This window comes from Clostridium sp. UBA3061, assembly GCF_002367465.1.
Lineage (GTDB): Bacteria > Bacillota > Clostridia > Clostridiales > Clostridiaceae > Clostridium_J > Clostridium_J sulfidigenes.
In genome coordinates this window covers 115,977-140,121 of record NZ_DFCF01000015.1, presented here as the reverse complement: position 1 = coordinate 140,121, position 24,145 = coordinate 115,977, and the positions used below count along the sequence as shown (strand labels likewise).

At 29.5% G+C, this 24,145-nt stretch carries 24 protein-coding genes; 5 read left to right on the top strand and 19 right to left on the bottom strand.

The features are described 5' to 3' along the window. Positions 1-7: 7 nt before the first annotated feature. Together B2P65_RS14750 and B2P65_RS14745 are read right to left on the bottom strand one after the other, a co-directional pair. Positions 8-139: a hypothetical protein gene (locus B2P65_RS14750; RefSeq protein ID WP_346880419.1), complete on the bottom strand. Its 132-nt coding sequence runs from the start codon at positions 137-139 to the stop codon at positions 8-10. Positions 140-142: 3 nt separating this feature from the next. Beyond that, on the bottom strand, positions 143-1,486 hold the full coding sequence (locus B2P65_RS14745; RefSeq protein WP_346880418.1) for a helix-turn-helix transcriptional regulator: 1,344 nt from the start codon (positions 1,484-1,486) through the stop codon (positions 143-145). 352 nt (positions 1,487-1,838) lie between these two features. Between B2P65_RS14745 and B2P65_RS14740 the strand changes: the two genes are divergently transcribed. Then, positions 1,839-3,512, top strand: coding sequence for a M4 family metallopeptidase (locus B2P65_RS14740; RefSeq protein WP_346847711.1), 1,674 nt, complete (start codon positions 1,839-1,841; stop codon positions 3,510-3,512). A 69-nt stretch (positions 3,513-3,581) separates the two neighbouring features. On the opposite strand, the gene B2P65_RS14735 is transcribed toward B2P65_RS14740, so the two are convergent. The 5 genes from B2P65_RS14735 to B2P65_RS14715 all read right to left on the bottom strand — a co-directional run bounded on the left by B2P65_RS14735 (position 3,582) and on the right by B2P65_RS14715 (position 8,478). Continuing rightward, positions 3,582-4,523, bottom strand: a complete 942-nt coding sequence (locus B2P65_RS14735) for a C39 family peptidase (RefSeq protein ID WP_346847712.1) — start codon at positions 4,521-4,523, stop codon at positions 3,582-3,584. 36 nt (positions 4,524-4,559) lie between these two features. Next, the gene (locus B2P65_RS14730; RefSeq protein ID WP_346847713.1) at positions 4,560-5,468 is read right to left on the bottom strand and encodes a DMT family transporter; all 909 of its coding nucleotides are present in this window, start codon (positions 5,466-5,468) and stop codon (positions 4,560-4,562) included. 155 nt (positions 5,469-5,623) lie between these two features. Then, entirely contained in the window at positions 5,624-6,418 is a 795-nt protein-coding gene (locus B2P65_RS14725; protein ID WP_414632451.1) for an ABC transporter permease, read from the bottom strand. Next, positions 6,405-7,172 (bottom strand): ABC transporter ATP-binding protein, encoded by a 768-nt coding sequence (locus B2P65_RS14720; RefSeq protein WP_035135130.1) that lies wholly within the window; start codon positions 7,170-7,172, stop codon positions 6,405-6,407. The genes B2P65_RS14725 and B2P65_RS14720 overlap by 14 nt, the downstream gene beginning before the upstream one ends. Before the next feature lie 262 nt (positions 7,173-7,434). After that, the gene (locus B2P65_RS14715; RefSeq protein ID WP_346847714.1) at positions 7,435-8,478 is read right to left on the bottom strand and encodes an ABC transporter substrate-binding protein; all 1,044 of its coding nucleotides are present in this window, start codon (positions 8,476-8,478) and stop codon (positions 7,435-7,437) included. 246 nt (positions 8,479-8,724) lie between these two features. Between B2P65_RS14715 and B2P65_RS14710 the strand changes: the two genes are divergently transcribed. Further along, positions 8,725-9,051, top strand: a complete 327-nt coding sequence (locus B2P65_RS14710) for a CGGC domain-containing protein (protein ID WP_346847715.1) — start codon at positions 8,725-8,727, stop codon at positions 9,049-9,051. 244 nt (positions 9,052-9,295) lie between these two features. Next, complete coding sequence (locus B2P65_RS14705) at positions 9,296-11,068, top strand: M3 family oligoendopeptidase (protein ID WP_346880417.1); 1,773 nt, start codon at positions 9,296-9,298, stop codon at positions 11,066-11,068. Positions 11,069-11,171: 103 nt separating this feature from the next. Here B2P65_RS14705 and B2P65_RS14700 read toward each other — a convergent pair whose 3' ends face one another. From B2P65_RS14700 to B2P65_RS14680, 5 genes are all read right to left on the bottom strand, one after another. Further along, positions 11,172-12,563, bottom strand: a complete 1,392-nt coding sequence (locus B2P65_RS14700; protein ID WP_346847717.1) for an amino acid permease — start codon at positions 12,561-12,563, stop codon at positions 11,172-11,174. 350 nt (positions 12,564-12,913) lie between these two features. Continuing rightward, complete coding sequence (locus tag B2P65_RS14695) at positions 12,914-13,858, bottom strand: TDT family transporter (RefSeq protein ID WP_346847718.1); 945 nt, start codon at positions 13,856-13,858, stop codon at positions 12,914-12,916. Positions 13,859-13,873: 15 nt separating this feature from the next. Next, positions 13,874-14,347: a C-GCAxxG-C-C family (seleno)protein gene (locus B2P65_RS14690; protein ID WP_035132349.1), complete on the bottom strand. Its 474-nt coding sequence runs from the start codon at positions 14,345-14,347 to the stop codon at positions 13,874-13,876. 116 nt (positions 14,348-14,463) lie between these two features. After that, positions 14,464-15,144, bottom strand: a complete 681-nt coding sequence (locus B2P65_RS14685) for a uracil-DNA glycosylase (protein ID WP_346847719.1) — start codon at positions 15,142-15,144, stop codon at positions 14,464-14,466. Positions 15,145-15,306: 162 nt separating this feature from the next. Beyond that, positions 15,307-15,435 carry a hypothetical protein gene (locus B2P65_RS14680; protein ID WP_278245237.1) on the bottom strand — a complete coding sequence of 43 codons (129 nt, stop codon included), beginning with the start codon at positions 15,433-15,435 and terminating at the stop codon, positions 15,307-15,309. Positions 15,436-15,649: 214 nt separating this feature from the next. Here B2P65_RS14680 and B2P65_RS14675 point away from each other — a divergent pair, with 214 nt between their 5' ends. Both B2P65_RS14675 and greA read left to right on the top strand, forming a co-directional pair. Beyond that, the gene (locus B2P65_RS14675) at positions 15,650-16,759 is read left to right on the top strand and encodes a DUF3298 and DUF4163 domain-containing protein (protein WP_346880416.1); all 1,110 of its coding nucleotides are present in this window, start codon (positions 15,650-15,652) and stop codon (positions 16,757-16,759) included. Positions 16,760-16,998: 239 nt separating this feature from the next. Continuing rightward, positions 16,999-17,469: a transcription elongation factor GreA gene (greA, locus tag B2P65_RS14670; RefSeq protein ID WP_346847721.1), complete on the top strand. Its 471-nt coding sequence runs from the start codon at positions 16,999-17,001 to the stop codon at positions 17,467-17,469. A 59-nt stretch (positions 17,470-17,528) separates the two neighbouring features. On the opposite strand, the gene B2P65_RS14665 is transcribed toward greA, so the two are convergent. The 7 genes from B2P65_RS14665 to B2P65_RS14635 form a co-directional block, all read right to left on the bottom strand. Further along, on the bottom strand, positions 17,529-18,920 hold the full coding sequence (locus B2P65_RS14665) for an MATE family efflux transporter (RefSeq protein WP_346878145.1): 1,392 nt from the start codon (positions 18,918-18,920) through the stop codon (positions 17,529-17,531). A 249-nt stretch (positions 18,921-19,169) separates the two neighbouring features. Continuing rightward, positions 19,170-20,018 (bottom strand): ABC transporter ATP-binding protein, encoded by an 849-nt coding sequence (locus B2P65_RS14660; protein ID WP_346878144.1) that lies wholly within the window; start codon positions 20,016-20,018, stop codon positions 19,170-19,172. Positions 20,019-20,031: 13 nt separating this feature from the next. Beyond that, entirely contained in the window at positions 20,032-20,412 is a 381-nt protein-coding gene (locus B2P65_RS14655; protein WP_035132342.1) for a GntR family transcriptional regulator, read from the bottom strand. A gap of 45 nt (positions 20,413-20,457) precedes the next feature. After that, the gene (locus B2P65_RS14650; RefSeq protein WP_346880415.1) at positions 20,458-21,126 is read right to left on the bottom strand and encodes an ABC-2 transporter permease; all 669 of its coding nucleotides are present in this window, start codon (positions 21,124-21,126) and stop codon (positions 20,458-20,460) included. Positions 21,127-21,137: 11 nt separating this feature from the next. Next, the gene (locus tag B2P65_RS14645) at positions 21,138-21,806 is read right to left on the bottom strand and encodes an ABC-2 transporter permease (protein WP_346876662.1); all 669 of its coding nucleotides are present in this window, start codon (positions 21,804-21,806) and stop codon (positions 21,138-21,140) included. Continuing rightward, entirely contained in the window at positions 21,807-22,670 is an 864-nt protein-coding gene (locus tag B2P65_RS14640; protein WP_346847726.1) for an ABC transporter ATP-binding protein, read from the bottom strand. 270 nt (positions 22,671-22,940) lie between these two features. Continuing rightward, entirely contained in the window at positions 22,941-24,134 is a 1,194-nt protein-coding gene (locus B2P65_RS14635; RefSeq protein WP_346880414.1) for a murein hydrolase activator EnvC family protein, read from the bottom strand. Between the last annotated feature and the right edge of the window lie 11 nt (positions 24,135-24,145).

Here is a 24,145-nt window from a genome sequence, read left to right as displayed (position 1 = left end):
CTATAAACTATAGTAATTCACTTGAGCTAATACTTCCTAATAGTGGTGGATGTTCTCCATTTTTAGGAATACCAATAACTGTTGCACATAGTAAAACAAAAATTCCTAGTACACACATTTTTTTACAAAACTTACTCATTTATCAAAGCACCTCCTTTATACATATTTTATCATTGAAAGAAACAGATTGCAATAAATGTTGTATCATATATAAACACTTTTCAGCCTTTTCATATTCTTTATTTTTAAAATAAAGTTCTTGAAGTTTAGTATAATATTTTATCTTCAAATCTGAATTATTAGTATTTTTCAAAACCCCAATAGCAGCTTCTATAATCTTTTCTAATTCTTCTTTCATATTTAATTCACAGTAAATTTTCTCAAGGAGTTCATAGCCCTTAAATATATACTCATAATCATTATATTCGTTAGCTTTTTCAATACCAAGTTCTATTATCATTATAGCTTCGTCATAAAGCTTTTTATTAACATAGATATTGGCCTTTTCAATTAAGGTGTGAGATACATTTTTATTATCAACCTTATTTCTAATTTGTTGAGATTTATTATAGTAATCCAATGCCTTAGATAATTTTTCTTCTCGTCTATATAAGGAACCTAGATTGTTATATATGAGTCCTAGTATCTTAGTACTTTCCTCATCATTTTCTTCCTTTACTATTTCAATTAACTCCTGAAGTATTGTTATAGCATTATCTATTTCATTTAATCCTTCATAACAGTTGGCCTTTAATATATTCACATAAACATAATTTAAAAATCTTTTTTCCACGTCAATCCTATGAATAAATTTATTTATAATATCTATAGCTTCTTGAAATTTATTTATACAGCTATATGCTACTGACAAATTATATGTAGCATACCTTAAAACCTTTTCATCCTTAAACATTTCTGCATTATATATTGCTTTATTAAAATATACAATAGCCTCTTCATAGTCAAGAAGTAAAAATTTACAATAACCTAATCTATTATAAACGTAACATATTTCACTATTTAGCTCTTCACCTCTTAAAATATCCATAGAATAAAAATAATTTTTATAGGCTTCTAGATATTGATTTTCTCCAAAATAAAGATCTCCCTTTCTTCTGTATACCTTGGCTTCAATTGAATTTAAGTTATACTCTTCTCCAATATTCATAATTTCGTTTAACTCATCCATGGATAAATCATTTTTAAGGATTTTTTCACAATATAATTTAGCATCTTCTTCCACACTTCTTGAAAAATAATCTTCTTCTAGCTCTAATTCAATATTCAATTCTTTTGCTTTTTTCATAAACTTTTCGGTAATAATCTTTGATGCCTGTAATGTAATATTCCTTCTTCCATTTTCCAATAAACCTAAATATCCTCTGGTAAAATGAGAATCTTGAAATTCTTGCTGAGTCATTCTTAGTTGTTTTCTTAATAACTTTATTTTTTTATTTCCACTTATAAACTCCACACTTCTATCCATAGCCTTCTTATTAAACCCCTTCTATACCTAAGTTTTAATTTTTTATTTTCTACTTCATCTTAAATCATATCATTTTTAAATTCATACTACAATAAATTGGATACTACATTTATATATAATATGTATCTCAAATACATATTATTCCATAAAAATATATTCTTTTTTTATATCTTCATAGAATTTTAAGATGAAAATAAAAATTTATTTACAAGATACTACATTTTTCGTGATACAATATGTAATATTCAGTGTTTCACTGTAAACTGTTAAAGTAATTTGACTTAAACTTTTTATAGCATTTTTGATACAAAAATATATAATAAAAGTATAATATTAATAAGGGGATGATCTTATGGACAAAAAACTAATTTCAATTCTTGCAACTGTAGCTTTAGCTGCAACCTTCACTTTTCAACCTGTAAGTGCACAAGGCTTAGAAAAACCTACAAAAAATAAAGCAGATATCTTAAAGGAATTCAAAAATTTAAACAAAGGTAAGGAGAAAGTTCACATTGACAACAAAGATGGAATGAAACTATTTATAAGCGGTATCCTATCGGAAACTGTTAATCCATCTTCTAGTAGTGTTATTGATTTCTTAAATGAAAACATGTCACTATTCAATATGAAAAATATTAAAAATAACTTTTCTCTTATCACTGCTGAACAAGATGATTTAGGATTTACCCATATAAAACTTCAGCAAACCTTTGACGGAAAAAAAGTTTATGGAAAAACTATAACTGCACACTTTGATAAAAATGGTGTTATTACTGGACTAACAGGAACTTTAGAAAATAGAATATCCTCAGTAACTAAAAAGAATAATAAACCCCTTACTGCAGATAAAGCTATAGAAATAGCTAAAGCTTCTAAGACATTTACTGAATTAACAGAAGAAGTCAGAGCTGAAAATTATATATACTTCGACGATAAAAATGCTTATGAAGTTTATAAAATAAACCTTGCTTATGATCTTCCTGAAATGGAAAGTTGGGAAATATTTGTAGATGCTTATAGTGGTGATATTATAAAAACAGAAAGTTTAATAAGAGAAGCCGGTCCAGTTACTGGTACAGGCATCGCTGTAAATGGTACTACTAGAGAGTTAAATTTATACCAAAATAAAACTAACTCATATCAATTAAAAGATACTACTAAACCTATGACTGGAACTATAAACACTTATACAGCTAACTATAGAACTACAACAACGGGTACTTTAATGACAAGTTCTAGTACTACAGTTTCTGATAAAGCTGCAGTAAGCGCCCATAGCTATGCAGAAGTTGTATATGATTTTTATAAAGATTTATTTAATAGAAATAGTTTAGATAATAGAGGCATGTCTTTAACTTCTGTTGTACACTATGGCTCTCGTTATAATAATGCTTTTTGGAATGGATATAAAATGGTTTATGGTGATGGTGATGGATCCTATTTTGCTCCATTATCAGGAGATCTTGACGTAGTTGCTCACGAAATGACTCATGGAGTGACTTCAAACTCTGCAGACCTTGCTTATGAAAACCAATCTGGAGCATTAAACGAATCTATGTCAGACGTTCTAGGTGTTTTAGTACAAACCTACGACAAGTACAATGTTGCAAATGGCGGTCAATGGACATTCAATTCTTCTGATTGGGTAGTTGGAGATGAAATTTATACTCCAAAAGTATCAGGAGATGCATTAAGAAGCTTAGCAAATCCAACACTATATGATCAACCTGCTCACATGAATAATTATCAAAATCTACCAAACACAGAATCTGGAGACTGGGGTGGAGTTCACATCAACTCTGGGATTCCTAATAAAGCTGCTTATTTAGTTGCTCAAAATATAGGCTGTGAAAAAACTGCTGATATATATTATAGAGCATTAACTGTTTATTTTAACTCCACTACAAATTTCTCTCAAGCAAGACTTGGTTTAATACAAGCTGCAACAGACTTATATGGAGCAAATTCAACTGAAGTACAAGCAGTATCTAATGCTTTAACATCAGTTGGAATTCTAGGTAACTAGCAGTACTCCTATTTATAAAAATTTAAACTCTATATCTAGTATTATGATTAGATATAGAGTTTTTTATTTTTATTTATAATAGGATAATGCCTTTTTACCCATCTTAGTCCATACTGACTTAAATGTGCTTTTATCAACCTTTGCATTTTTAACTCCAGTTAAAGGATCATTATAATATATTGAATTCTCATCCATACCTGTGATTAATACTGCATGTTGAGTAAAATAAGATTTTATAACTGTTCCATTACTGGTCCAAGTATGAGAGACTTTTGGTTCTTTAAAAGTAGATGTTATCCATACTACAATTGGTCTTCCACTTGATAGTACATTTTCCAACTCACCATAATCACACCCTGTCAAATCTAGTGCTTTATCTGGTAAGTATTCATTTATTACTGGTGCAAGAGCCACAGGATCTATAGAATATCCAGGAGTTTTACCTGTTATATCTCCAACAAATCCCTTCTTTGGATTTCCCCATTCTATTATACTGCCTTTTGAGTCATATTTAATTGGAGTTAAATCCCTCTTGACCTTTCCAATTACAGAATCCTTACTAACGTTAACTCCTGCATAATTTAGCATCATAGTTAAGGATGTTGCCTCACATCCATTTTTATATTCTGGCAACTGATTAATTATAGCTACATCTAGATTTATTTGCTTTGATGCATTTAATGCTTTTTCTAATTCATCTTTCTTTCTCTGAAGCTCTTCTTCTTTTAATCGCTTTTCTTCAGCCTTTTTAGCTTCTGCTTCTTCCTTAGCTTTTCTTTTAGCTTCTTCTTTTGCTGCCTTTTCTTCTTCTTTTTTCCTTCTCTTTTCTTCCTTTTCAAGCCTAGCTTCTTCCTCTGAACTTATATAACTAACATTGCCCTTACTAGCTAAAAAACTCATATGATCTTGAAGAGCACTAACCTTTTTACTTTCATAAATATATATGTTAAATGTAATTGTTAATGCTACAAAGGAAAGTGCTAATATAAACAATGCAAAAAGCTTTTTCATAGTACTCCCTCCCTAGTATATAACTCCTATAGAATATTAATTTAAATCCGCCTTTTTAATATTATCGTCAAGTTCTGATTGTACTTTAGGCGGTTTAGTTGCAATATATACAGCTGATATAATAATTATTGAACCTATTATTTGACTAAATCTCAAAGTTTCTCCAAGTATAAAGAAACTAAATATAAAAGTAACTACAGGACATAGGTTTAAGAATAAAGTAGATATACCTACATCTAATTCCTTAAAAGCAAAATTATATCCAAAGTTTCCAAAAGAAGAACATATTAATGCTAAAAATAAAAGATTTAAAATTATATTACCATTAATCATCTGGAAATTTATAGTTTCAAAAGGTAATAAGGGTATAAATGCTAGTGTACCAAAAATAGACTGATAGGTTGTAATTGTTATGTTAGAATATTTTTTAAACAGAGGCTTTGTAATTATTAAATACCCACACCATGCTATTACGCTACCAAACATATAAAGATATCCTGATAAAGACCCACCTACTACATCTTTTCCTATAACTAAATAAATTCCAAATATAGATACTATAATACTAATTACACTTAATCTAGATATCTTTGTTTTATAAAATATTTTATCTGCTATTATTGCTGCTACAGGTAAAGTAGCTACTATTATGGATGCTGAATTGGCAGACACCCTTAATATACCATTATTTTCAAAGAAGAAATATAAGGTGATAGCAAAAATTCCACTAACAGCCAATCTTCCATAATCTTCTTTATTAACTTTCTCCTTATTTGTAAATTGTTTTATTATAATAAGTGTTACAGTGGCAATAAAAAACCTAACAAAGGCCATTGCTACAGGTGAAAATGCATCTAATACTACTTTTATACTAACAAAAGAAATTCCCCAAGCTACCACTACACCTATTAACGTTATGTACGCTAATGCTTTTTTTGTCTTCATAATTTTTCCCCCTATCTGCATGCTTAATTATATCATAATCTTGTACTATTTCTATTATTAATATAAACATTTATTATACTCTAGCATCTTATATTAATATAATAAATCCACTACACTTATTAAAATCTGATAAATGTAATGGATTGTTTTTTATTTTATAACTTTGTGGCATATTTTTTTTCAAAATAGTGAACTACTTCATACATTAAATAAGCAATTATTGAAAGAATAACTACACTCATCATTACCATATCTAATTGTGCTACTTGTCCTCCATATACTATTAAGAAACCAAGTCCTTTTTTTGCTACTAAAAATTCTCCCATTATAACTCCTACCCAAGAAAGTCCTACACTAATCTTTAGTGCAGATATAAAAGTTGGTGTCGTAGCAGGAATGATTAAGTTAGTTAAAATTTTAAACTTTGACGCACCAAAGGTCTTTAAGAGTTTTATTTTATCTTCTTCTACTTCTCTAAAGCCTGAAAGTATACTTATTATTGTAGAAATTATAGAAATTAACAATGCCATGATTATAATTGCCTTCATTCCATTCCCTGCCCAGAATATTATTATAGGTCCTAAAGCTACTTTAGGAAGTGCATTTAGGACTACAATATATGGATCTAAAACATTTGAAAGAAAGTCTGACCACCACAACATTATTGCAATTATAGTCCCTAAAAAGGTTCCTAAAGTAAATCCAATTATAGTTTCAAAACAAGTTATTGTTATATGATTAATTAAAGCTCCCTCATTATACAACTTTATAAAACTCTTAAACATTCTTAATGGTGTACTAGTTAAAAACGGGTCAATAATCTTTAAATTGCCTAATACTTCCCAAAGAAGAAAAAATGCAACTAATATAAGTATTCTAGTAAAAATAATCTTTCTTCTGTTTCTTTTTACCTTCTTTAAATATTCTTCATGTTCCTTACTTATCATCATAATCCATCTCCTTCCATATATCATTAAAATATACTCTAAACTTACTGTGTTCACGACACTTTAAAGGAGTTAGATTTTCTCCATCAAATTCTATCTTTATAATTTTCTTTATTACTGCTGGTCTTTTTGATAGCACTATTACCCTAGATGACATAGACACAGCCTCTGAAATGTCATGGGTGACCATAATGGCTGTTTTACCTTCATTTTTAATTATTTCGTATATTTCATCACTGACATTGAGTCTAGTTTGATAATCTAGGGCTGAAAATGGTTCGTCTAAAAGTAAAACTTCTGGGTCTAAAGCTAAGGTTCTAATTAAAGCAACTCTTTGCCTCATGCCGCCTGATAACTGTCTTGGATAATGGTCCTTAAACTCCCATAGATTATAGTTTTTTAATAATTTCTCTAATTTTATTTTTGCATCATCATTCATCATTTTTTTAATTTTTAATCCTATACTTACATTCTGCAATACCGTTAACCACTCAAAAAGTTGATCCTTTTGAAACATGTATCCAATTTTATCTGAGTACCCTTCTTGAACACGTCCATCAACTAATATATCTCCTGATGAAGCTTCAATAAGCCCAGATACTATATTTAAAAGTGTGGATTTTCCGCATCCTGAAGGTCCAACTATACTTACGAACTCTCCACCGTCTACTGTGAAGTTAATATCTTTTAAAGCAACAGTCTCTGCAGATAGTGTATGATAATTCATGTAAACATTCTTTATCTCTATTCTATTCATATCTCCATCTCCATATCTTTATTTTTTATCTTCTTAGTTTTTTAATTTCTTTTCTATCATTACTTATAATCCTTAGCTTTAAAGTTCTTTAATATTTTATAGTACTAATATATGAGGTTATAATAAATGTTGATAATAAAACTTATACCATATATAAATAAAAGGAATATGCCTTTAAAATCCTAAAGACATGTTCCTTTAAAATTATTTATTTGTATATATAATTTATAGATTTTAATGATTTTAAAAAATCATTTTTTCTTTATTTCTTCATAGCCTTTTCACTAATTGAATTATTAACTATATCTTTAAATGGTGGTCTTTTAGTTAAAAGTTCAGAGTCGTAGGATTCTATAATATCCATTAATCTATTCATATCCTCTTCACTTACCGTTGGAGTTTTAGCGTAAGCCTCTATTTTTTTATAATTCCTCACAACTGTTGCTATTACTTCTTCATCTGTTCCTGGAAAGAAATCTTTTATAGAATTGGCAACTGTAGCATCCTCATTAGACATTACCCACTCCTGCCCCTTTTGAATAGCCTTAACAAATCTTACTAACAAGTCTTCATTCTCATTAATATAAGATTGAACAGTATAAAAACATGTATATGGAAGGTTTCCAGCGCTTTCTCCAATAGATGCTACTACAGATCCATTTATTTCATTTGCTATTACACTAGCAGTTGGTTCAAATATTGCAGCATAGTCTCCAGTACCGCCTTTAAATGCTCCTGGAACTGCGTCAAATGCTATATTAGTAACTAAATTTAAGTCCTTTTCTTTGTCGATATTTTCATTTTTTAATACATACTCAAGAGCCATTTCAGGTACTCCACCCGGTCTTCCTCCTATAACTGTCTTCCCTTTAATGTCTTGCCATGAAAACTCACTATGTTTTTCTCTAGATACTAAAAATGATCCGTCCTTTTGAGTTAACTGGGCAAATACTACTGGATAATCTTCTCTACCTTGATTATAAATATACATTACTTGCTCTGGTCCTGAGAATCCAATATTAACACTTCCACTAATAAGTTGTTGCATAGTTTTATCTGCACCTTGGCCTGTGGAAAGTTCAATCTCAATTCCTTCTTCTTCAAAGAATCCCTCACTAATTGCTGCATACATTGGTGCATAAAAAATGGATCTAGTTACTTCATTAAGTCGTATAGTTGTTATTTTATCTTTATTTCCTTGATTTTCTTTGTCTGATGTCTTATTTTTATTACATCCTGTAAATAAGCCAACACATATAAATGCACAAATTAAAGCACTTAATAACTTAATAGTTTTCTTTCTCATAATTTCCTCCTAGAATAATATTAGTAATACAGTTTAACACTTCACTTCTCATACTCTATAATATGTAGAATAATGATTTTTGCTAACTAAAGTTTATAACTAACAATTATTAATATTGAAAAAGTATAATTGTATAACCTAAAAATACTGTGCCATTTGACATGTATCATAGCCCATGTTAGTATCCTTGTGTAGCATTACTGAATTTATATATTCTATTCATTTTAAAATATAAGGAGGATTTCTATGTCTATAGCAATAATGGCATGTAGAAAGTTAGTCGGTCAATGTGCTGGAACTGGATGTTTTGATGCCTATAACAATTTAACTGATACCTTTCGAAAGTATGAAAATTCAAAACCTATATTATCAAGCTTCTTCTATTGTAGTGGTTGTGATACAACTATATCAGATCAAGAAGATTGGAATCATAAAATAGAGCAACTTAAAAGAAAAAAAGTCGATACCATTCATATAGCTCTTTGTATAGATGTTGAGTGTGATAATTATAATAAGCATGAAAAGCTTTTAAAGAATCATGGATTTAATGTAATTCATGGAACTCATAAATAATTAGATTTATTATATAATTTAAAGAAATCAATTAAAATCTAATATTAATAATTATATTAAAAAGTGACTAATAGATAAAAGTTCAATTGGTCACTTCTATATTTTTATCATATATTTTATCACCTAATTGTTAGTAATAGCTCCAATTCATCTTATTATCTATATAGTTACATTTATTTATAAAATTATATATATTGTATTTTTATGTTATAATATAATTAAAACATACAAGGAGATGATAAATTTGGAACTTAATTGGAGTCTTAAAGAGCTTTATTCTTCCTTTGAATGCAATGAATTTAAAGAGGATTTGAATAATCTAGATGAACTTATAGAAAATTTCATAACTACTACTAATAACATTATTGATAGTACAGATTCACCTGATAAGTTGTTAGAAAATTTCATATCTATGAATATAGAATTAAAAACTCTAGCAAGAAAATTAGGTAGTATGGTTCACTTAACTCTTAGTGTAGATACCAAAAATTCAACTGCTTTAAAATATGATGATATTCTTTCTTCTAAAATTAGTAATCTAGCTGAAAGCGAAGCTAAAATTACAAAATGGATTGGTAATCTTAAAGATTTAGATAAAATAATTCAAGGTTCTAGATTACTTAGTGACCATAATTTTTTCCTTAAAGAAAAAGCAGAAAATGCAAAATATATGCTAAGTGATAAAGAAGAAGCTATAATAGCAAAAATGAAAAATACTGGATCAGACGCTTGGTGCAAACTTAAAAATGTGCTAATCTCTGGCCTTATGGTTGATATAGAACTACATGGAGAAAATAGACAACTACCCTTATCTATGATTAGAAACATGGCTTATGAGGCTGACTCAACTATTAGAAGAAAAGCTTATGAGGCTGAAATTAAGGCTTATGAAAAAATTCATGATGGTATGGCTGCTGCTATTAATGGAATAAAGGGCGAAGTTATAACACTTTGTGATATAAGAGGGTTTTCTTCTCCACTAGATAAAACTCTTTTTAATTCAAGGATGGATAGAAAAATTTTAGACTCAATGCTCGATGCTATTAAAGAATATCTTCCTATATTTAGAAAGTATCTCAAAAGAAAAGGCGAACTTTTAGGCCATAAAAATGGTCTACCATTTTATGATTTATTTGCGCCTATGGGTAATGCTGATATGACTTACACCTATGAAGATGGATGTAAGTGTGTAATTGATAATTTTAGAACCTTTAGTGATGACTTAGCAGATTTCGCTAAAAATGCCATGGAAAAATCATGGATAGATGTTTTACCTAAAGCAGGAAAGGTAGGAGGTGCATTTTGCTCTAGACTTCCTCATGTAGGTGAGAGTAGGGTGTTATTAAACTATGGTAATGCCTTTAGTGATGTAGTTACCCTTTCCCATGAGCTTGGTCATGGGTATCATGGATATTGCCTTAACAATGAAAGTATATTAAATGCACATTATCCTATGCCAATAGCAGAAACAGCTTCTAACTTCTGTGAGACTATAGTAAAAAAAGCAGCTATTAAAACTGCTACTAAAGATGAGGCTTTCTCTATCTTAGAAACTGAAATTAGTGACTGTACTCAAGTTATAGTTGATATTTATAGTAGGTTTCTGTTTGAGAGTGAATTATTTAAAATAAGAAAAGAAAGATCTCTTAGTGTAAAAGATTTAAATGAAATAATGATTAATGCCCAAAAAGAAGCTTATGGTGATGGCCTTGATTCTAACTTCCTTCATCCATACATGTGGGCTTGTAAAACTCATTACTATTATGCTGAAAATAATTTCTATAACTTCCCTTATGCCTTTGGTCAATTATTTGCAAAAGGTCTTTATGCAGAATACTTAAAGAGGGGCGATTCCTTCCCAGAACAATATAAAACCCTTCTTTCAGCAACAGGGAAAAATTCTTTAAGCGATATAGCTAAAATAATGAATATTGATATCTCTTCTAAAGACTTTTGGATAACTTCTTTAAAAATGATAGAAGAAGACATTAATCTATTCTTAAAATATAATAGTTAAAGTACTTAAGATTATATTAGAAATTTAAGAAAACAGTCTGATTTAAATTATTTTAATCAGACTGTTATTATTTTGCATACTTAGTAAATTAGTAAACTCTATACTATTTCTCTAAGCCTGCAGCTTCTCTTATTTTATCTATATTCTTATCTTCTTTATTTTTCTGAAGCATCATGTAAACATATATTGGTATTCCTACAAGCATTAATATAAATCCATACATTACTACATCAGCTCCTGTTCCATATATAGCATATATAGAATAAGCAAATGCAAGTAATGAGAAGAATGAACTCTTTAAGAAGTTTATAAAGCTAAAATCTTTTGATTTCTTACATAGTAATACTATTTCAGCAGCTGCTGAGAATGTGTATGCTGGTAAGAAAGATAATGTAGCTAGTAATATCATAAAGTCAAAGGCACTTCTAAGAGACCCTACATAGTTCATTATTAAAAGTAAATTCATGCATATACTTCCTATAACAAGAGATGCCACAGGAGTATTAAATTTAGGATTTATACGTTTAAATATTGCTGGGAATAATCCATCTTCAGCTGCTCCAACAGCACTTCTAGCTGTTGTTAATAACCATCCAGAAGTTGCTCCTAAAGTAGAAATTAGTGCACCAGCTGCTATGAAAGTCCCCCCCCATGAAGCTCCTGTAGCTTTATTTATAATATCTGCTAGCGGTGCATCTGAATTTGCAAGAGCTGCTTGATCCATAGCACCCATAGAAACAACACTCATTACTATATATATGGCAGACACTATTACTATTCCATATATAGTACTTTTTTTAATATTTTTCTCTGGATTTTTTATCTCTCCACCTGCTACTGTAGCACTTTCTAATCCTACAAAAGCCCATAGTGCTATAGCTATAGCTGATGGTAATGTTCCCATTCCGCTTACTTCTGGACTAGATACAGTCTTCATATAGCTTGGATCAAAATTTAGTGCAGCAATTACAATAAATACTACAAGTACTGCAATTTTTAATACTGTTGATATAACTCCTATTTTTCCAACATATTTTACACCATATATATTTATTAATGTAAATATCCATACCACTGCAGAAGATATCAAGAATGCTGCTAGTGGATTGTTTGCAGCTGGAACAAAGTATGTAAAATAACTCATAAATGCTGTAATTATAGCTGCATTTCCTACCCATGCACCTATCCAAAAGGACCATGCAATTAGAAAACCTGCAAAATCACCAAAGGCAGCTCTTGTATAAACAATAGGACCTCCAGTTTTAGGCATTTTTGATCCTAAATTAGCAAAGCTTAAAGCAATAAGTAATGATCCTATTGAAGTTAAAACCCATGCTAGTATAGCTACTTTTGGGTTTGTTACTCTTGCGAAACTTGCCGGTGACATAAAAATTCCTGAACCTATTACATTCCCAACTACGATAGCTGTAGCTGCAGCTAGTCCAAGATCTCTCTTTAGTGAAGCATCAGTTTGTATTCCGTCTTTTTTAGCCATTTTTTTCCCCCTATAATTGATTTCTTTTAAAAGTAGTTAATTTACTTCTAGAAACCTTAGACATTAAATTTCCACTCAATTATCTAGTTTAATTTAATCGATTACAAAAATCAACCTATTTTTAAATAAATTTTAATATTTTAAAAGGATTTTTATCGATATTTATATATAAGTTGTATGTTTAATGTTTATTATGAACAATATTATATTAAATCAATTTTTATCCATAATATATTTTCTACTTTCTATATAAAATTCTTCATAAAGTCCATCATTAATTTTCATCAATAAGGAACAAAACTCTATGAAAAAATCTTCTTCATAGAGTTTATTTAAAATTAATATTTAAATTATCTTGATATTGTAGTATTTACTTTAACTGTATCCCTTTTTAGGATAAACATTAAAAATCTTATAAACACATATAATACAATAACAGTTGCAATTACCTCTTGAAATTTAACTACATATTTTAGCCAAGAAATTTCTTTTCCAGCTTTCATCAAAAATCCATTAGTACCCTTCATTGCAATTGCACTTATTACCATAGGGAATGTAAATGCAGCATAACTGGGATAAAATTTAAGTCTTAACCCCTGTACAAGATACACTATTCCACATATATATAATACCATTACCAATACTGCTAAAAACATGACCATATTAATATTCTTTTCTGAAAAAGAATTTAAATATGCAGCAAGTGTAAGTGCAGCTGGCGCTGCAAATATTACTGTGGTTGGAAAGGCTGGTTCTGGTATTCCCTTTACTATAAGGGTTCTATAACCTAAAACAGGAATTAATATAATAAGTGAAATAAAGGCAATCCAGAAAAAAGCTTGTCCTAGTTGAGCTAATTTAAATGCTGGTGCAGTTATTCCACCTACACCTATTCCCACATAAACAATGAATGTACTTGGAAACATCTTCTTAATATCAAATTTTAATATAAAGTTTTTAGAATAAAATATTATTAGGCCTATATGTATTAGTACCCCCACCCACCATAGAATAAATCCAGATGAGAAAGATATTTCCTTTAAATATGCAGATAAAAGCATAACCCCCATGGAGTAGGTAGGTATAACTGCTGCAATAACGGGATGTTTTATTTCTTCTTTTACATCTTTCCAGCAAGTTATAATCTTTATTGTAAGAAGTATTAATATTATTGCAGATATCACTCCAAGGATATTTTTAAATACTATATTGTATGATGATAATAAATTTCCTAATGAAGCTAATGCTAGCATTACAGCTGCCATTGGCAATGGTATTTTTTTTATATAATTCATATTCATTTTCCTCAACTATTCATCAATATTTTCAATATTTAATTCTCTTACAATAATTTCTGCAGCCTTTTCTGCCATTTCTCCAGTAAATCTTATGCATTGTGCTTTATGCTCACCAGATGCCATATCCATACCTTTAGTTTGAACACTGCAACATAAACATTTATGCTTTTGTCTAAAACTATCTTGTAATTCATAGGCTAACTGTAAAGCTTTAACACTCTTGGGATCTTGAGGATTACTTCCTTTAGTTCTTCCAAAAAAGTATCCAAGACATAAAACAGCTCCTGTAACAGCTCCACATGTACATTTTGATTTTCCAATACCTACTGGAAATCCAGAAGCCATGGCAATCATTTCATCTGGCATGTCTACTTCAAAGTTACTTTTAATAGATGCAACTATTGCTTCTGAACAATAAAACTCACCTTTTCTGAAATGTTCTTCTGCAACTTCTCTAACCTTTTTCACACTAATTTTTTCAATCATTACATATACCCTCTTTCATATTTAATTCATCTTCATTATAACTATTTGCTAATAAATAAACTTTAATAATTATAATATTAAATAGTTATATTTTATCTATTTGAATTTCAAATATACTATGAATTAATATTAGGTATTTGCCAATCAATTTCTTTTTGTTCCAAAGATTTTAATATATCATTAGTCTTTGAGAAATGCTTACATCCCATAAACCCTCTAGTTGCAGATAAAGGACTAGGATGTACTGAAGTTAAAATATAGTGATTAGGATTTGTAATAAACTTCATCTTTTCCTTTGCATTATTTCCCCATAATAAAAATACTATAGGCTTCTCTCTTTCATTTAATAATGTTATTATTCTATCAGTAAAACATTCCCAGCCCTTATTTTTGTGTGAATTGGCCTCACCTTCTCTTACTGTAAGTACAGCATTCAAAAGTAATACTCCTTGTTTTGCCCAAGGAACTAAGTAACCATTATTAGGAATATAGCACTCTAAATCACTTTTTAATTCCTTATACATATTTAAAAGAGATGGTGGAATTCTAACTCCAGGTTGAACTGAAAAAGATAATCCATGTGCCTGACCAGCTCCATGATATGGATCTTGCCCCAATATTACCACCTTAACATCCTCGTAAGATGTAAATTTAAGGGCATTAAAAATATTATTCATATCTGGGAATACATTTCCAGTTTTATATTCACTAATCAAAAATTGTCTTAATTTTATGTAATAAGGCTTATCAAATTCTCCTTTTAGCTTTTCATCCCAATAATTTCCTATATTTACCATTGCTAATCATCCTTTCCATCCATTACTTATACAATTATATTTATATAATTACTTATAAAAACTTTTATGTCAATAACTCTTATAAAAGAAAGCCCTTCTGCTACTGTGCAGAAAGGCTTTCACCATTTATTATAACAATAAAATCATTACACTATCATGATATTATTTCCGGTACTTCCCCCGTTCTTTATCCCATGATAACTCTTCAGAAAATTCCTCTTTAAATTTCCTTAGTTGCTGCTTTGTTTTGGGGCTAGTAGCTATATGTGTAGATTGATAAACATTCTTCATAAGCTATTCCTCCTTCAAATTCTCGTTTCTATGAAATTCACTTAAACATTCACAGGCATGAAAACTTACTACAAAACAAATAATGATTTTATTGGTATGATAATAGTATGTCATGAAAAAATTTTTTTATGTATTTATAAAAAAACTTTTTTTAAACTCACATTCCAATTTAAATTGTATATTATGATATTGTAATACTATTAAGGAGCATGTTATGTTCATTAGGAAACCCTATGATATAAACTCACAAAATTATTATACTAATAGATACTTAGATGACGAAGAAAGTTGTAATGAGTGTTTTGATGAAAGGATAGTACCTCCATTTTTCCCAGGAGGTCCTGGCCCATCAGCACCACCATGGAATCAACCACCAAGACCCCCAGTATCACAACCTGGTTCACCTTCAGGTCCACAATCAGGAGGACCTCCAGGACCTCCCCCAAATATGACGCCTAAGAAATCATTTTCTTCAGGACCACAGACTAAAGCTGTATCCCCTGGATCTATAAGACCTTGTAGATTCCAATTTGTATATATATGGCTTCGTAATGGAAATTCTTTTTGGGCATGGCTTATTAATGTCGATAGACGAACTGCCTATGGATTTAGATGGACTGGCTGGAGATGGGTTTACTTTGGTATAAGCTTAAACAGAATAGATTACTTTGAATGCTTTGGTAGACGTTATACCCCACCAGAAGATAATCTTACATCTACCTTAGAAACTCAAGTATTATCACCTTCACAATTCAAACTTGAATATCCATTTATTGAAAATGCTGAAAATGGAGATACTGCTAGTATAGTGAATCAAGAAATTATTGATTCATTGAATTCTTTATGGCTTAATGAAGTTTTAGTTCCTGATAAAGTGAACTTTACAACAGTAGAAAGTGCTTATGAAGTTCCGCTAAATTCTGATGGTCTATTAAGTATAGTAATGTCTTTGTACACAGAAACTGAAGATAATCCAGCTGGCAGTACTTTATTTACTTCTTTAACTATGGATGTTAATACTGGAGAGGTCTATGACTTTGGTAATTTATTTAATAATAGCATGAACTATACTCAAATTGTTAGTGATATAGCTACACAAAAGGCTAATGAAATGAATATAAATTTCACTACACCATATACCGGAGTTACAGATACCCAAAAATTCTATTTAACTCCTGAAGGCTTAGTATTATATTATCAAGTTGATGAATTTACACCAGCCTCTAGTGGATTATTTAGAATTACTATTCTTTATAATGAACTTTCCAATATTTTATATCCAGAAAGTCCACTAGTTCGACTTATTCAAACTCAGTTCCGTTAACGAATAACTATAATATTTAACACTTAATAAATTAATTATAAAGTAGGACTTATTTTAAAGTAATTTTAAATAAGTCCTTTTCTTAATTTATTCTTAGATTTTATATGTTCTATCACTGTAATTTTCAACAGAGCCTTTAACTAAGTCATATTATTTAAAAGAGTATATTGTATTAATATCTTTAGCTGTATAATAGTATTATATAAATATAATTTAGTTTAGAAGGTAGGTTTTAAATTATGTATAACTATCTCACTGAAAAATCAGTTCAAATTCTAAAAGATGAACTCGAACATAGAAAAAATGTAGTTAGATTTCAGATAAATGAAGAATTAAAAGAAGCTAGAGCTCATGGAGACTTAAGCGAAAATTTTGAGTACAAAGCAGCTAAAAAGAATAGAGCTGATAATAATAGACGTATGGGATATCTAGAAAAAATGATTAAAACAGCAAAAATAATAAATGATGACATATCAGAAAATCAGGTTGGTGTTGGAAAAATTGTAACCCTAAGATTTCTAGATGATGATGAGGAAGAAGATTTCACCATGGTAACCACTGTTGAAGCAGATCCTCTTAATAATAAAATTAGCATAGAGTGTCCTTTAGGAAAAGCGTTATACAAAAGAAATTTAGGTGAAAAAGCAGAAGTTACATCTCCAGATGGCTCTTATAGTGTAGTCATAGAAAAGCTCGAAATGATAAAATAATAAAAGTGGCTATGTCAAAATAATCTAAATCTCATTTTGACACAGCCTTCTACTTTATATTAAATCACTTCTACAGATATATTTTTTTCTGATGTATTATCGAGTAATAAATTCTTCTTCTTAGTCATGTAATATAGAATCATCACAATAGTTATTCCTTTAAGAACACTACTCATACTAATGCTCCACCAAACTCCATCTATGCCTAAAAGGTTTGGTGATGATAATATCATAGATGCTGGAACTCTAAGTCCTGTCAGTATAATGCTTACAGCTGCAGGTATATATGTTCGTCCTAAACCATTGAACATTCCTACTGTTGTAATTTCAATACACATAAACAATTGAGAATATCCAAGGATTCTTAAATAATCTGTACCTAACCTTATAGCTTCTTTTTCTTTTATGAATACTGAAAAAATTCCTTTTCCTCCTATTATTAATACTAGAGTGGCTAAAATTCCAACTACTCCTGCTATTAAAATAGTAGCTTTATAGCCTTCCTTAATTCTATCATGTTTTTTAGCTCCATAATTTTGTCCTACAAAAGAACTAAGGGCTGTTGAAAATCCACCTGCAGTCATCCAAGTTATTGCTTCAATTTGAACTCCTACTTTTTGTACTGCTATAGCGACTTCACCAGATCCAGCTATTACCCTTGCTATTAAAATAGAAAAAGTAGTAAATAATCCGCTTTGAACTCCAGAAGGAATTCCAAGTTTACATATAGTTTTTATAGCTCTAAAATCAGGTTTCTTTAATAGAGTAAATTTTAAATATTTTTCTTTACTCTTTAAAATAGATATTAAGAAACAAGTTACAACTATACTTTGTGACCCTATTGTTGCTAAGGCCGCTCCTAAGACTCCCATCTTTGGAATAGGTCCCATACCATAAATTAAAATTGGGTCAAATACTATATTAACTACTAAACCAACAGTGTTAATAATAAAGGGTGTCTTACTGTTACCTGCTCCATTAAATATTGCTGTTAGTACTGGTATTAAATTTGTTATAACCATCCCCATAGCTATTGTAGCTAGATAAGTTTCTGCCATAGATATAACTTTCACATTTTCTAACTGGAAAAATGCTAAAAACTTACTTCTAAATAATAGTATTATTACTCCCATGATTAAAGATAATACTATATTAATTTGTAGGGCACTAACAATATAATTCCTTGTAGCTTTTTCATCTTTACGTCCCAAGCTTTGGGATACTTTTACCTCTGCACCTACCTTAGCTATCATGGTAAGAGCTGCAGCTAAGTTACTAAAAAAACCTGCTGTTCCTACTGCTGCTACTGCTGTACTTCCTATTCTTCCAACCCAAAGCATGTCTGTTAGATTGTATGCCATTTGAATAAATGAAGTTGCCATAATAGGAAGAGCTAATTGAACTAGCTTTCCACTTATAGACCCTTCTGTTAAGTCTATTCTTTTCTCCATAATATCAATCCCCACCACTATAAAATTTTATGCTATTAATATTTCTACAACACCTCAATAAATATTTTACTTCGTACTACGAAGAATGTCTACATAATTTTAACATGAATTTTTCTTGAAATTATTTTATTATTTCAATTTTCCCTAATTATATTTGATATAACAAAAATACCATGGTTTATGTATAACTAATTAATTTATTATACATAAACCATGGTAAATAACATATTTAACTTACATATATTCAATTTACTTTTTTAAAATCATAATATCCTCTATGGTAGCCCTATCTACTACAATATTATCTCCTAAAATTTCTCTTACTTTATCGACTTGTGATGTCAACCCTTCGAAACCAAATCTATTTTTACTTATGCCTTCAAAGTGTTTCTCAACTTCCTTTGTAAGTATATTGCAGTCCCCTTTAATAATTTTGTAGGCTTCCATTATTTCATCCTTTGGTTTTGAGAATACAATACTTCCATCCTTTATAAAAGTAATATAATCTGCTATTCTTTCAAGGTCTGAAGTTATATGAGTAGATATTAATACCCCCATATTTTCATTTTCCATTAAACTTTGAAGTTCTTCTAACACTTCCGATCTAACCACTGGGTCTAATCCCACAGTAGGTTCATCCATTATTATAAACTCTGCTCCATGGCTAAGGGCTATACATAATGAAAATTTCATTCTCATACCCTTAGATAATTCTTTTAGTTTTTTATCCTTATTAAGCTCAAACTTATTTAAATAATAATTAAATTTATCCTTATCCCACTTACTATATAACATAGAAACCATGTTGCCATTTTCTTTTAAAGACATATGGTCGTAGTAGCAAACTTCATCATAAACAAAACCTATTCTATCTTTTATTTCCCTTTCAAATTTAACGTTATCTTTATCAAATATCTTTATATCTCCACTGTCCTTCTTTACTAAATTCATTATAAGTTTTATTAACGTAGTTTTACCTGCACCATTTTCACCAATTAACCCCATAATAAATCCCTTAGGCAACTGTAAAGAAACATTATTTAACTTAAAGTTTTTGTATTTTTTACATAAATTATCCACATACAATATATTATCCATCATATTCCTCCTACTATAGGTTATATTCTTCAGCAAGTACTCTTAAACTTTCTATGATTTCTTCTACTGATATTCCAGCTTTAGAACCTTCCTCTATTGCCTTAATTAGATAGTCTTCCATATTTCTCATAATAGATTCTTTTAAAAGTTCCTTATCTTGAACATTTACAAAAGATCCCTTCCCTGGAACTGTGTATATAAAGCCTTCCCGTTCTAGCTCATCATAAGCTCTCTTAGTTGTAATTACACTAATTCTCAGATCTTTAGCAAGCCCTCGTATAGATGGCAATGGCTCATTAGGCTCTAACTTATTTGTTAAAATATCGTCCTTTATTTGTTTTTCTATCTGAGAATATATGGGTTCTCCCGAAGAGTTGTTTATTATTATATTCATTGAAATTCCTCCAAGTTTAAATGTATTCTGAAAATTTTTATCTACCTATAAATCTCTCTTTCTATATCCAATTATAGACAATACTATAAAGAAAAAATATATTATAATTCCTATTAGAATAATACCTATAGCTAAATACACTTTAGGAATTGTACTTACTAATAAATACTTGCTAATTCCTTTGAAAATATTAGGGCGTATCTTATCAATAAGCTTCAAAATAATTATAGGCACATTTATAACTGCAATAATAATGATTGCGGAGTATTTTGCAGCAACACTATAATCATATCTATAGTATATAAAATTCGTAACCCCAATTATTAAACAGTAATATATAAAGGATAAAGATTGGATAATATAAATTATACATAAATTTTCTTGATTAAAGTTTCCAACTAATAATACTATTGACATAAGTATAGATGAACATAAAACATAAATTATGAAATAATAAATAAATTTACTTATCACTACATCAACTCTTCTTACCGGAAAGCTATTAATTATCACATCATAGTTTCTTCTCATTTCATCTGTGGCTGTAAATTTATTTGCTATTAACGGTACTATGAAGGTTCCCAATAAATAAATCAAAAGTGTAGCTTCAAAGCTATACATAGAAGCAAAACATAATGCTATCCCTACAACTAAAAGAGAAATAGTATAGATATATCGACTAGTCATAAAGTCCTTTTTTAAAAGAGCTCCCATAAATTCTCCTCCTAAAAATCTTTCTTTTCATAAATAACCACTGATATAGTAGCAATTAAAGCTAAAATACCTAATACCAGTGCACTTAATATAATGTTACTTACTAAAGTATTACTTTGAAATATCACTAAAAGTCTTTCTATGCTAGATAACCACCCAGGTAATGCTTCTCCTTTAAGATACTCACCTATGGTTAAAGTTCCTGCCATTATAACAAAGAAGATAACAAAGTAAAATATCTTTGCAAACTTTATTCCTAATGAAAAATATACACAATAATAAAGAGCTACAAATATAAGAATATAACTAACAGTCCCTTTAATTACAGATGGAGGCAATTTTAAATACTCTGCTGGATATATCATATAAATTAGATTATTTAATAGCACTCCTATTACTGTTACTATGATTATCCACATAATAGAAAACAGAAACTTACCTAATACATAATCACTTCTTTTACAAGGACTACTAAGTATACTAATATGAATCTTATCTCTAGCTTCCATTTCAGTAAAGGCTATACTAATTACCCCACCCATTAGTAAAAAATAATTAAATAAGCCAGCTCCTTTATTCCCAACTCCAAACAATATAACTACCACTATCATTATTAGTCCACTTTTATTGCTGTATAGATTAAATACTCCCCTTAAATCTCTCATGGCCATTTTCCACATTTATTTTCTTACCCCCTTATTCATAGCTACCATAATTTCCTCTAAAGATGGCTTTTCACTAACAATTTTCTGCCTTATACTTTTTTCAATGTATTTATCTTTAATTATTCCTTCAAAACCATATGGTGTTTCTCTCAATCCATATATAACTTTTTCATCAAGTTTACTTAATAGAGTCTTATCCCCTTTAATTATTTTATATTCCTCCATTAATTCACTAGTAGCTTTAGAGAAAACTATCTTTCCCTTTTGGATGTAAGTTATATAATCTGATATCTTCTCTAAATCAGAAATTATATGACTTGAAATTAAAATACCTATATTTTCGTCTTGTATGACCTCTTGAAATACATCTAAAATATCACGCCTCATAACTGGATCTAGTCCTGAAGCCGGTTCATCTAGTATTAAAAATTCTGCATTATGACTTAATGCTAAAGCAATGGCAAATTTCATTTTCATTCCTTTAGATAATTCTTTTACCTTTTGCTTTTTATTTAAGTTAAATTTCCTTAAATAATTCTCAAATACCTTAGTATTCCAACTTTTATAAAAACCAGAGATTATTTTTTCATTATCTTTAATAGAGATATTTTCATAATAAAAACATTCATCATAAACAAATCCTATACGCTCCTTTATCTCTCTTTCATTGTCAATATTATCTTTACCAAAGATTTGAATTTCACCTTCATCTCTTTTTAGTAAATTCATAATTAGTTTTATAGTAGTTGTTTTACCTGCTCCATTTTCACCTATAAAGCCCATAATATATCCTCTATCTAAACTAAATGAAATATTATCCAACTTAAAATCTTCATATTCTTTAGTCAAATTTTTTATTTCTATTATTTTATTGGACAAAGTAACACCTCCATTAATTCTTATAAATTTTAATTTAAAATTAAGTTTACTATAACTACTGTTTAACGCTGTTAATATTCAGTATGTACAGTACTTATAAAAAAATTAAGCTAAATTGCTTCTTTATACTAACAGTATATATTGTTTATATACACTATGTCAATACTAAATTTAATCCAAAATAAAAACACCTGAGCATTAGTGACTTGCCAATGCTTAGATGTTTTTATCTACATATATGTTAAACTTCTTATATTCTAAAAATTTGCATTAAAAATAATATGGTGCAGGATCTATATTAGTTCCATTTTTAATAACTTCAAAATGTATATGAGGACCTGTTGACCATCCAGTAGAACCAACATTTGATAGCTGTTGTCCTCCTGCTACTGTTTGTCCAACACTTACTGATAAAGATGAGTTATGAGCGTATAATGTACTAATGTCTCCATGACTTACCACAACAACATTACCGTATCCTTCCATCCATCCTGCATAAGTTACAGTTCCAGCCTTAAGAGAATACACCGGAGCACCATATGGAGCACCTATATCTATTCCTTTATGGAATTCTTGCCCTCTACCTACTGGACTAGTTCTATTTCCAAATGGAGATGTAATAGCATATCTAGTTCCTGTTATTGAGTACATTCCATTAGTGGATACTTGACTTGAAGATGACCCACTATTTGAAGGCTTAGTGTTTGATTGAGAAATTGAACCTCCACGAGAAGGTCTACTTGCAGCCTTTTCCATAGCTGTTATACTGGCTAAAATTTCTTCAGATTCTGCTTCATTTTGAGCTAGAAGCTTTTCAGCTGTTCCTAATTCATTTTCTGCCTTTGCCATAAGTTTTGTCTTCTCATCTTTTTTAGCATTTAATTCTTCCAAATTTGCATCCACTATAGCTTTTGCATTTTCTAAGGTTTTCTTTTCTTCAGAGGAATCCTTTATATTTTTATCTAATTCTTCTTGATTTGCCTTAAATTTATTTATTTCTTCATTGTCAAAAGAAATTAAGGTATTAATTATATCTATCTTTTCAAAAAAATCTGAAAAACCTTCGGCACTAAGTAGAATTTCTATGTAGCTTGTACCATTGTTTTTATATAAAACTCTTAGTCTTTTATCCATGACCTTTTTACTGGCTTCTAACTCTTTTTTAAGTTCACTAGATCTTTCTTCTAGCTCTTCTATTTTATTAGTTGACTGTGAAATTTGAGCTTGTAAATTATTTACCTCACTATACAACTTGTCCATATTGTTGTCTAACTCTGAAATTTCACTTAATATATTATCTCTGTTTTCTTCTAACTCAGATACTTTAGCCTTATTACTTTCAATTTGCGTTTCAATTTCTTTAGATTTACTTTTTGCATCTGATAAGTCATCTGCTAATACTGTTGATGACATTAAACTACAGCTTACAACTACCGCTGCTATGAATCTTAATTTTTTATTCATGGTTTTCCCCC

What these genes read in the sequence shown, in the direction of transcription:
- B2P65_RS14725 (WP_414632451.1), bottom strand. Translation starts at nt 6,418, where the DNA reads ATGATGATAAGTAAGGAACATGAAGAATATTTAAAGAAGGTAAAAAGA.
- B2P65_RS14710 (WP_346847715.1), top strand. Translation starts at nt 8,725, where the DNA reads ATGTCTATAGCAATAATGGCATGTAGAAAGTTAGTCGGTCAATGTGCT.
- B2P65_RS14680 (WP_278245237.1), bottom strand. Translation starts at nt 15,435, where the DNA reads ATGAAGAATGTTTATCAATCTACACATATAGCTACTAGCCCCAAAACA.
- B2P65_RS14690 (WP_035132349.1), bottom strand. Translation starts at nt 14,347, where the DNA reads ATGATTGAAAAAATTAGTGTGAAAAAGGTTAGAGAAGTTGCAGAAGAA.
- B2P65_RS14720 (WP_035135130.1), bottom strand. Translation starts at nt 7,172, where the DNA reads ATGAATAGAATAGAGATAAAGAATGTTTACATGAATTATCATACACTA.
- B2P65_RS14685 (WP_346847719.1), bottom strand. Translation starts at nt 15,144, where the DNA reads ATGGTAAATATAGGAAATTATTGGGATGAAAAGCTAAAAGGAGAATTT.
- B2P65_RS14660 (WP_346878144.1), bottom strand. Translation starts at nt 20,018, where the DNA reads ATGGATAATATATTGTATGTGGATAATTTATGTAAAAAATACAAAAAC.
- B2P65_RS14715 (WP_346847714.1), bottom strand. Translation starts at nt 8,478, where the DNA reads ATGAGAAAGAAAACTATTAAGTTATTAAGTGCTTTAATTTGTGCATTT.
- B2P65_RS14645 (WP_346876662.1), bottom strand. Translation starts at nt 21,806, where the DNA reads ATGTGGAAAATGGCCATGAGAGATTTAAGGGGAGTATTTAATCTATAC.
- B2P65_RS14745 (WP_346880418.1), bottom strand. Translation starts at nt 1,486, where the DNA reads ATGGATAGAAGTGTGGAGTTTATAAGTGGAAATAAAAAAATAAAGTTA.
- B2P65_RS14730 (WP_346847713.1), bottom strand. Translation starts at nt 5,468, where the DNA reads ATGAAGACAAAAAAAGCATTAGCGTACATAACGTTAATAGGTGTAGTG.
- B2P65_RS14655 (WP_035132342.1), bottom strand. Translation starts at nt 20,412, where the DNA reads ATGAATATAATAATAAACAACTCTTCGGGAGAACCCATATATTCTCAG.
- greA (WP_346847721.1), top strand. Translation starts at nt 16,999, where the DNA reads ATGTATAACTATCTCACTGAAAAATCAGTTCAAATTCTAAAAGATGAA.
- B2P65_RS14675 (WP_346880416.1), top strand. Translation starts at nt 15,650, where the DNA reads ATGTTCATTAGGAAACCCTATGATATAAACTCACAAAATTATTATACT.
- B2P65_RS14695 (WP_346847718.1), bottom strand. Translation starts at nt 13,858, where the DNA reads ATGAATTATATAAAAAAAATACCATTGCCAATGGCAGCTGTAATGCTA.
- B2P65_RS14635 (WP_346880414.1), bottom strand. Translation starts at nt 24,134, where the DNA reads ATGAATAAAAAATTAAGATTCATAGCAGCGGTAGTTGTAAGCTGTAGT.
- B2P65_RS14740 (WP_346847711.1), top strand. Translation starts at nt 1,839, where the DNA reads ATGGACAAAAAACTAATTTCAATTCTTGCAACTGTAGCTTTAGCTGCA.
- B2P65_RS14665 (WP_346878145.1), bottom strand. Translation starts at nt 18,920, where the DNA reads ATGGAGAAAAGAATAGACTTAACAGAAGGGTCTATAAGTGGAAAGCTA.
- B2P65_RS14650 (WP_346880415.1), bottom strand. Translation starts at nt 21,126, where the DNA reads ATGGGAGCTCTTTTAAAAAAGGACTTTATGACTAGTCGATATATCTAT.
- B2P65_RS14735 (WP_346847712.1), bottom strand. Translation starts at nt 4,523, where the DNA reads ATGAAAAAGCTTTTTGCATTGTTTATATTAGCACTTTCCTTTGTAGCA.
- B2P65_RS14700 (WP_346847717.1), bottom strand. Translation starts at nt 12,563, where the DNA reads ATGGCTAAAAAAGACGGAATACAAACTGATGCTTCACTAAAGAGAGAT.
- B2P65_RS14750 (WP_346880419.1), bottom strand. Translation starts at nt 139, where the DNA reads ATGAGTAAGTTTTGTAAAAAAATGTGTGTACTAGGAATTTTTGTTTTA.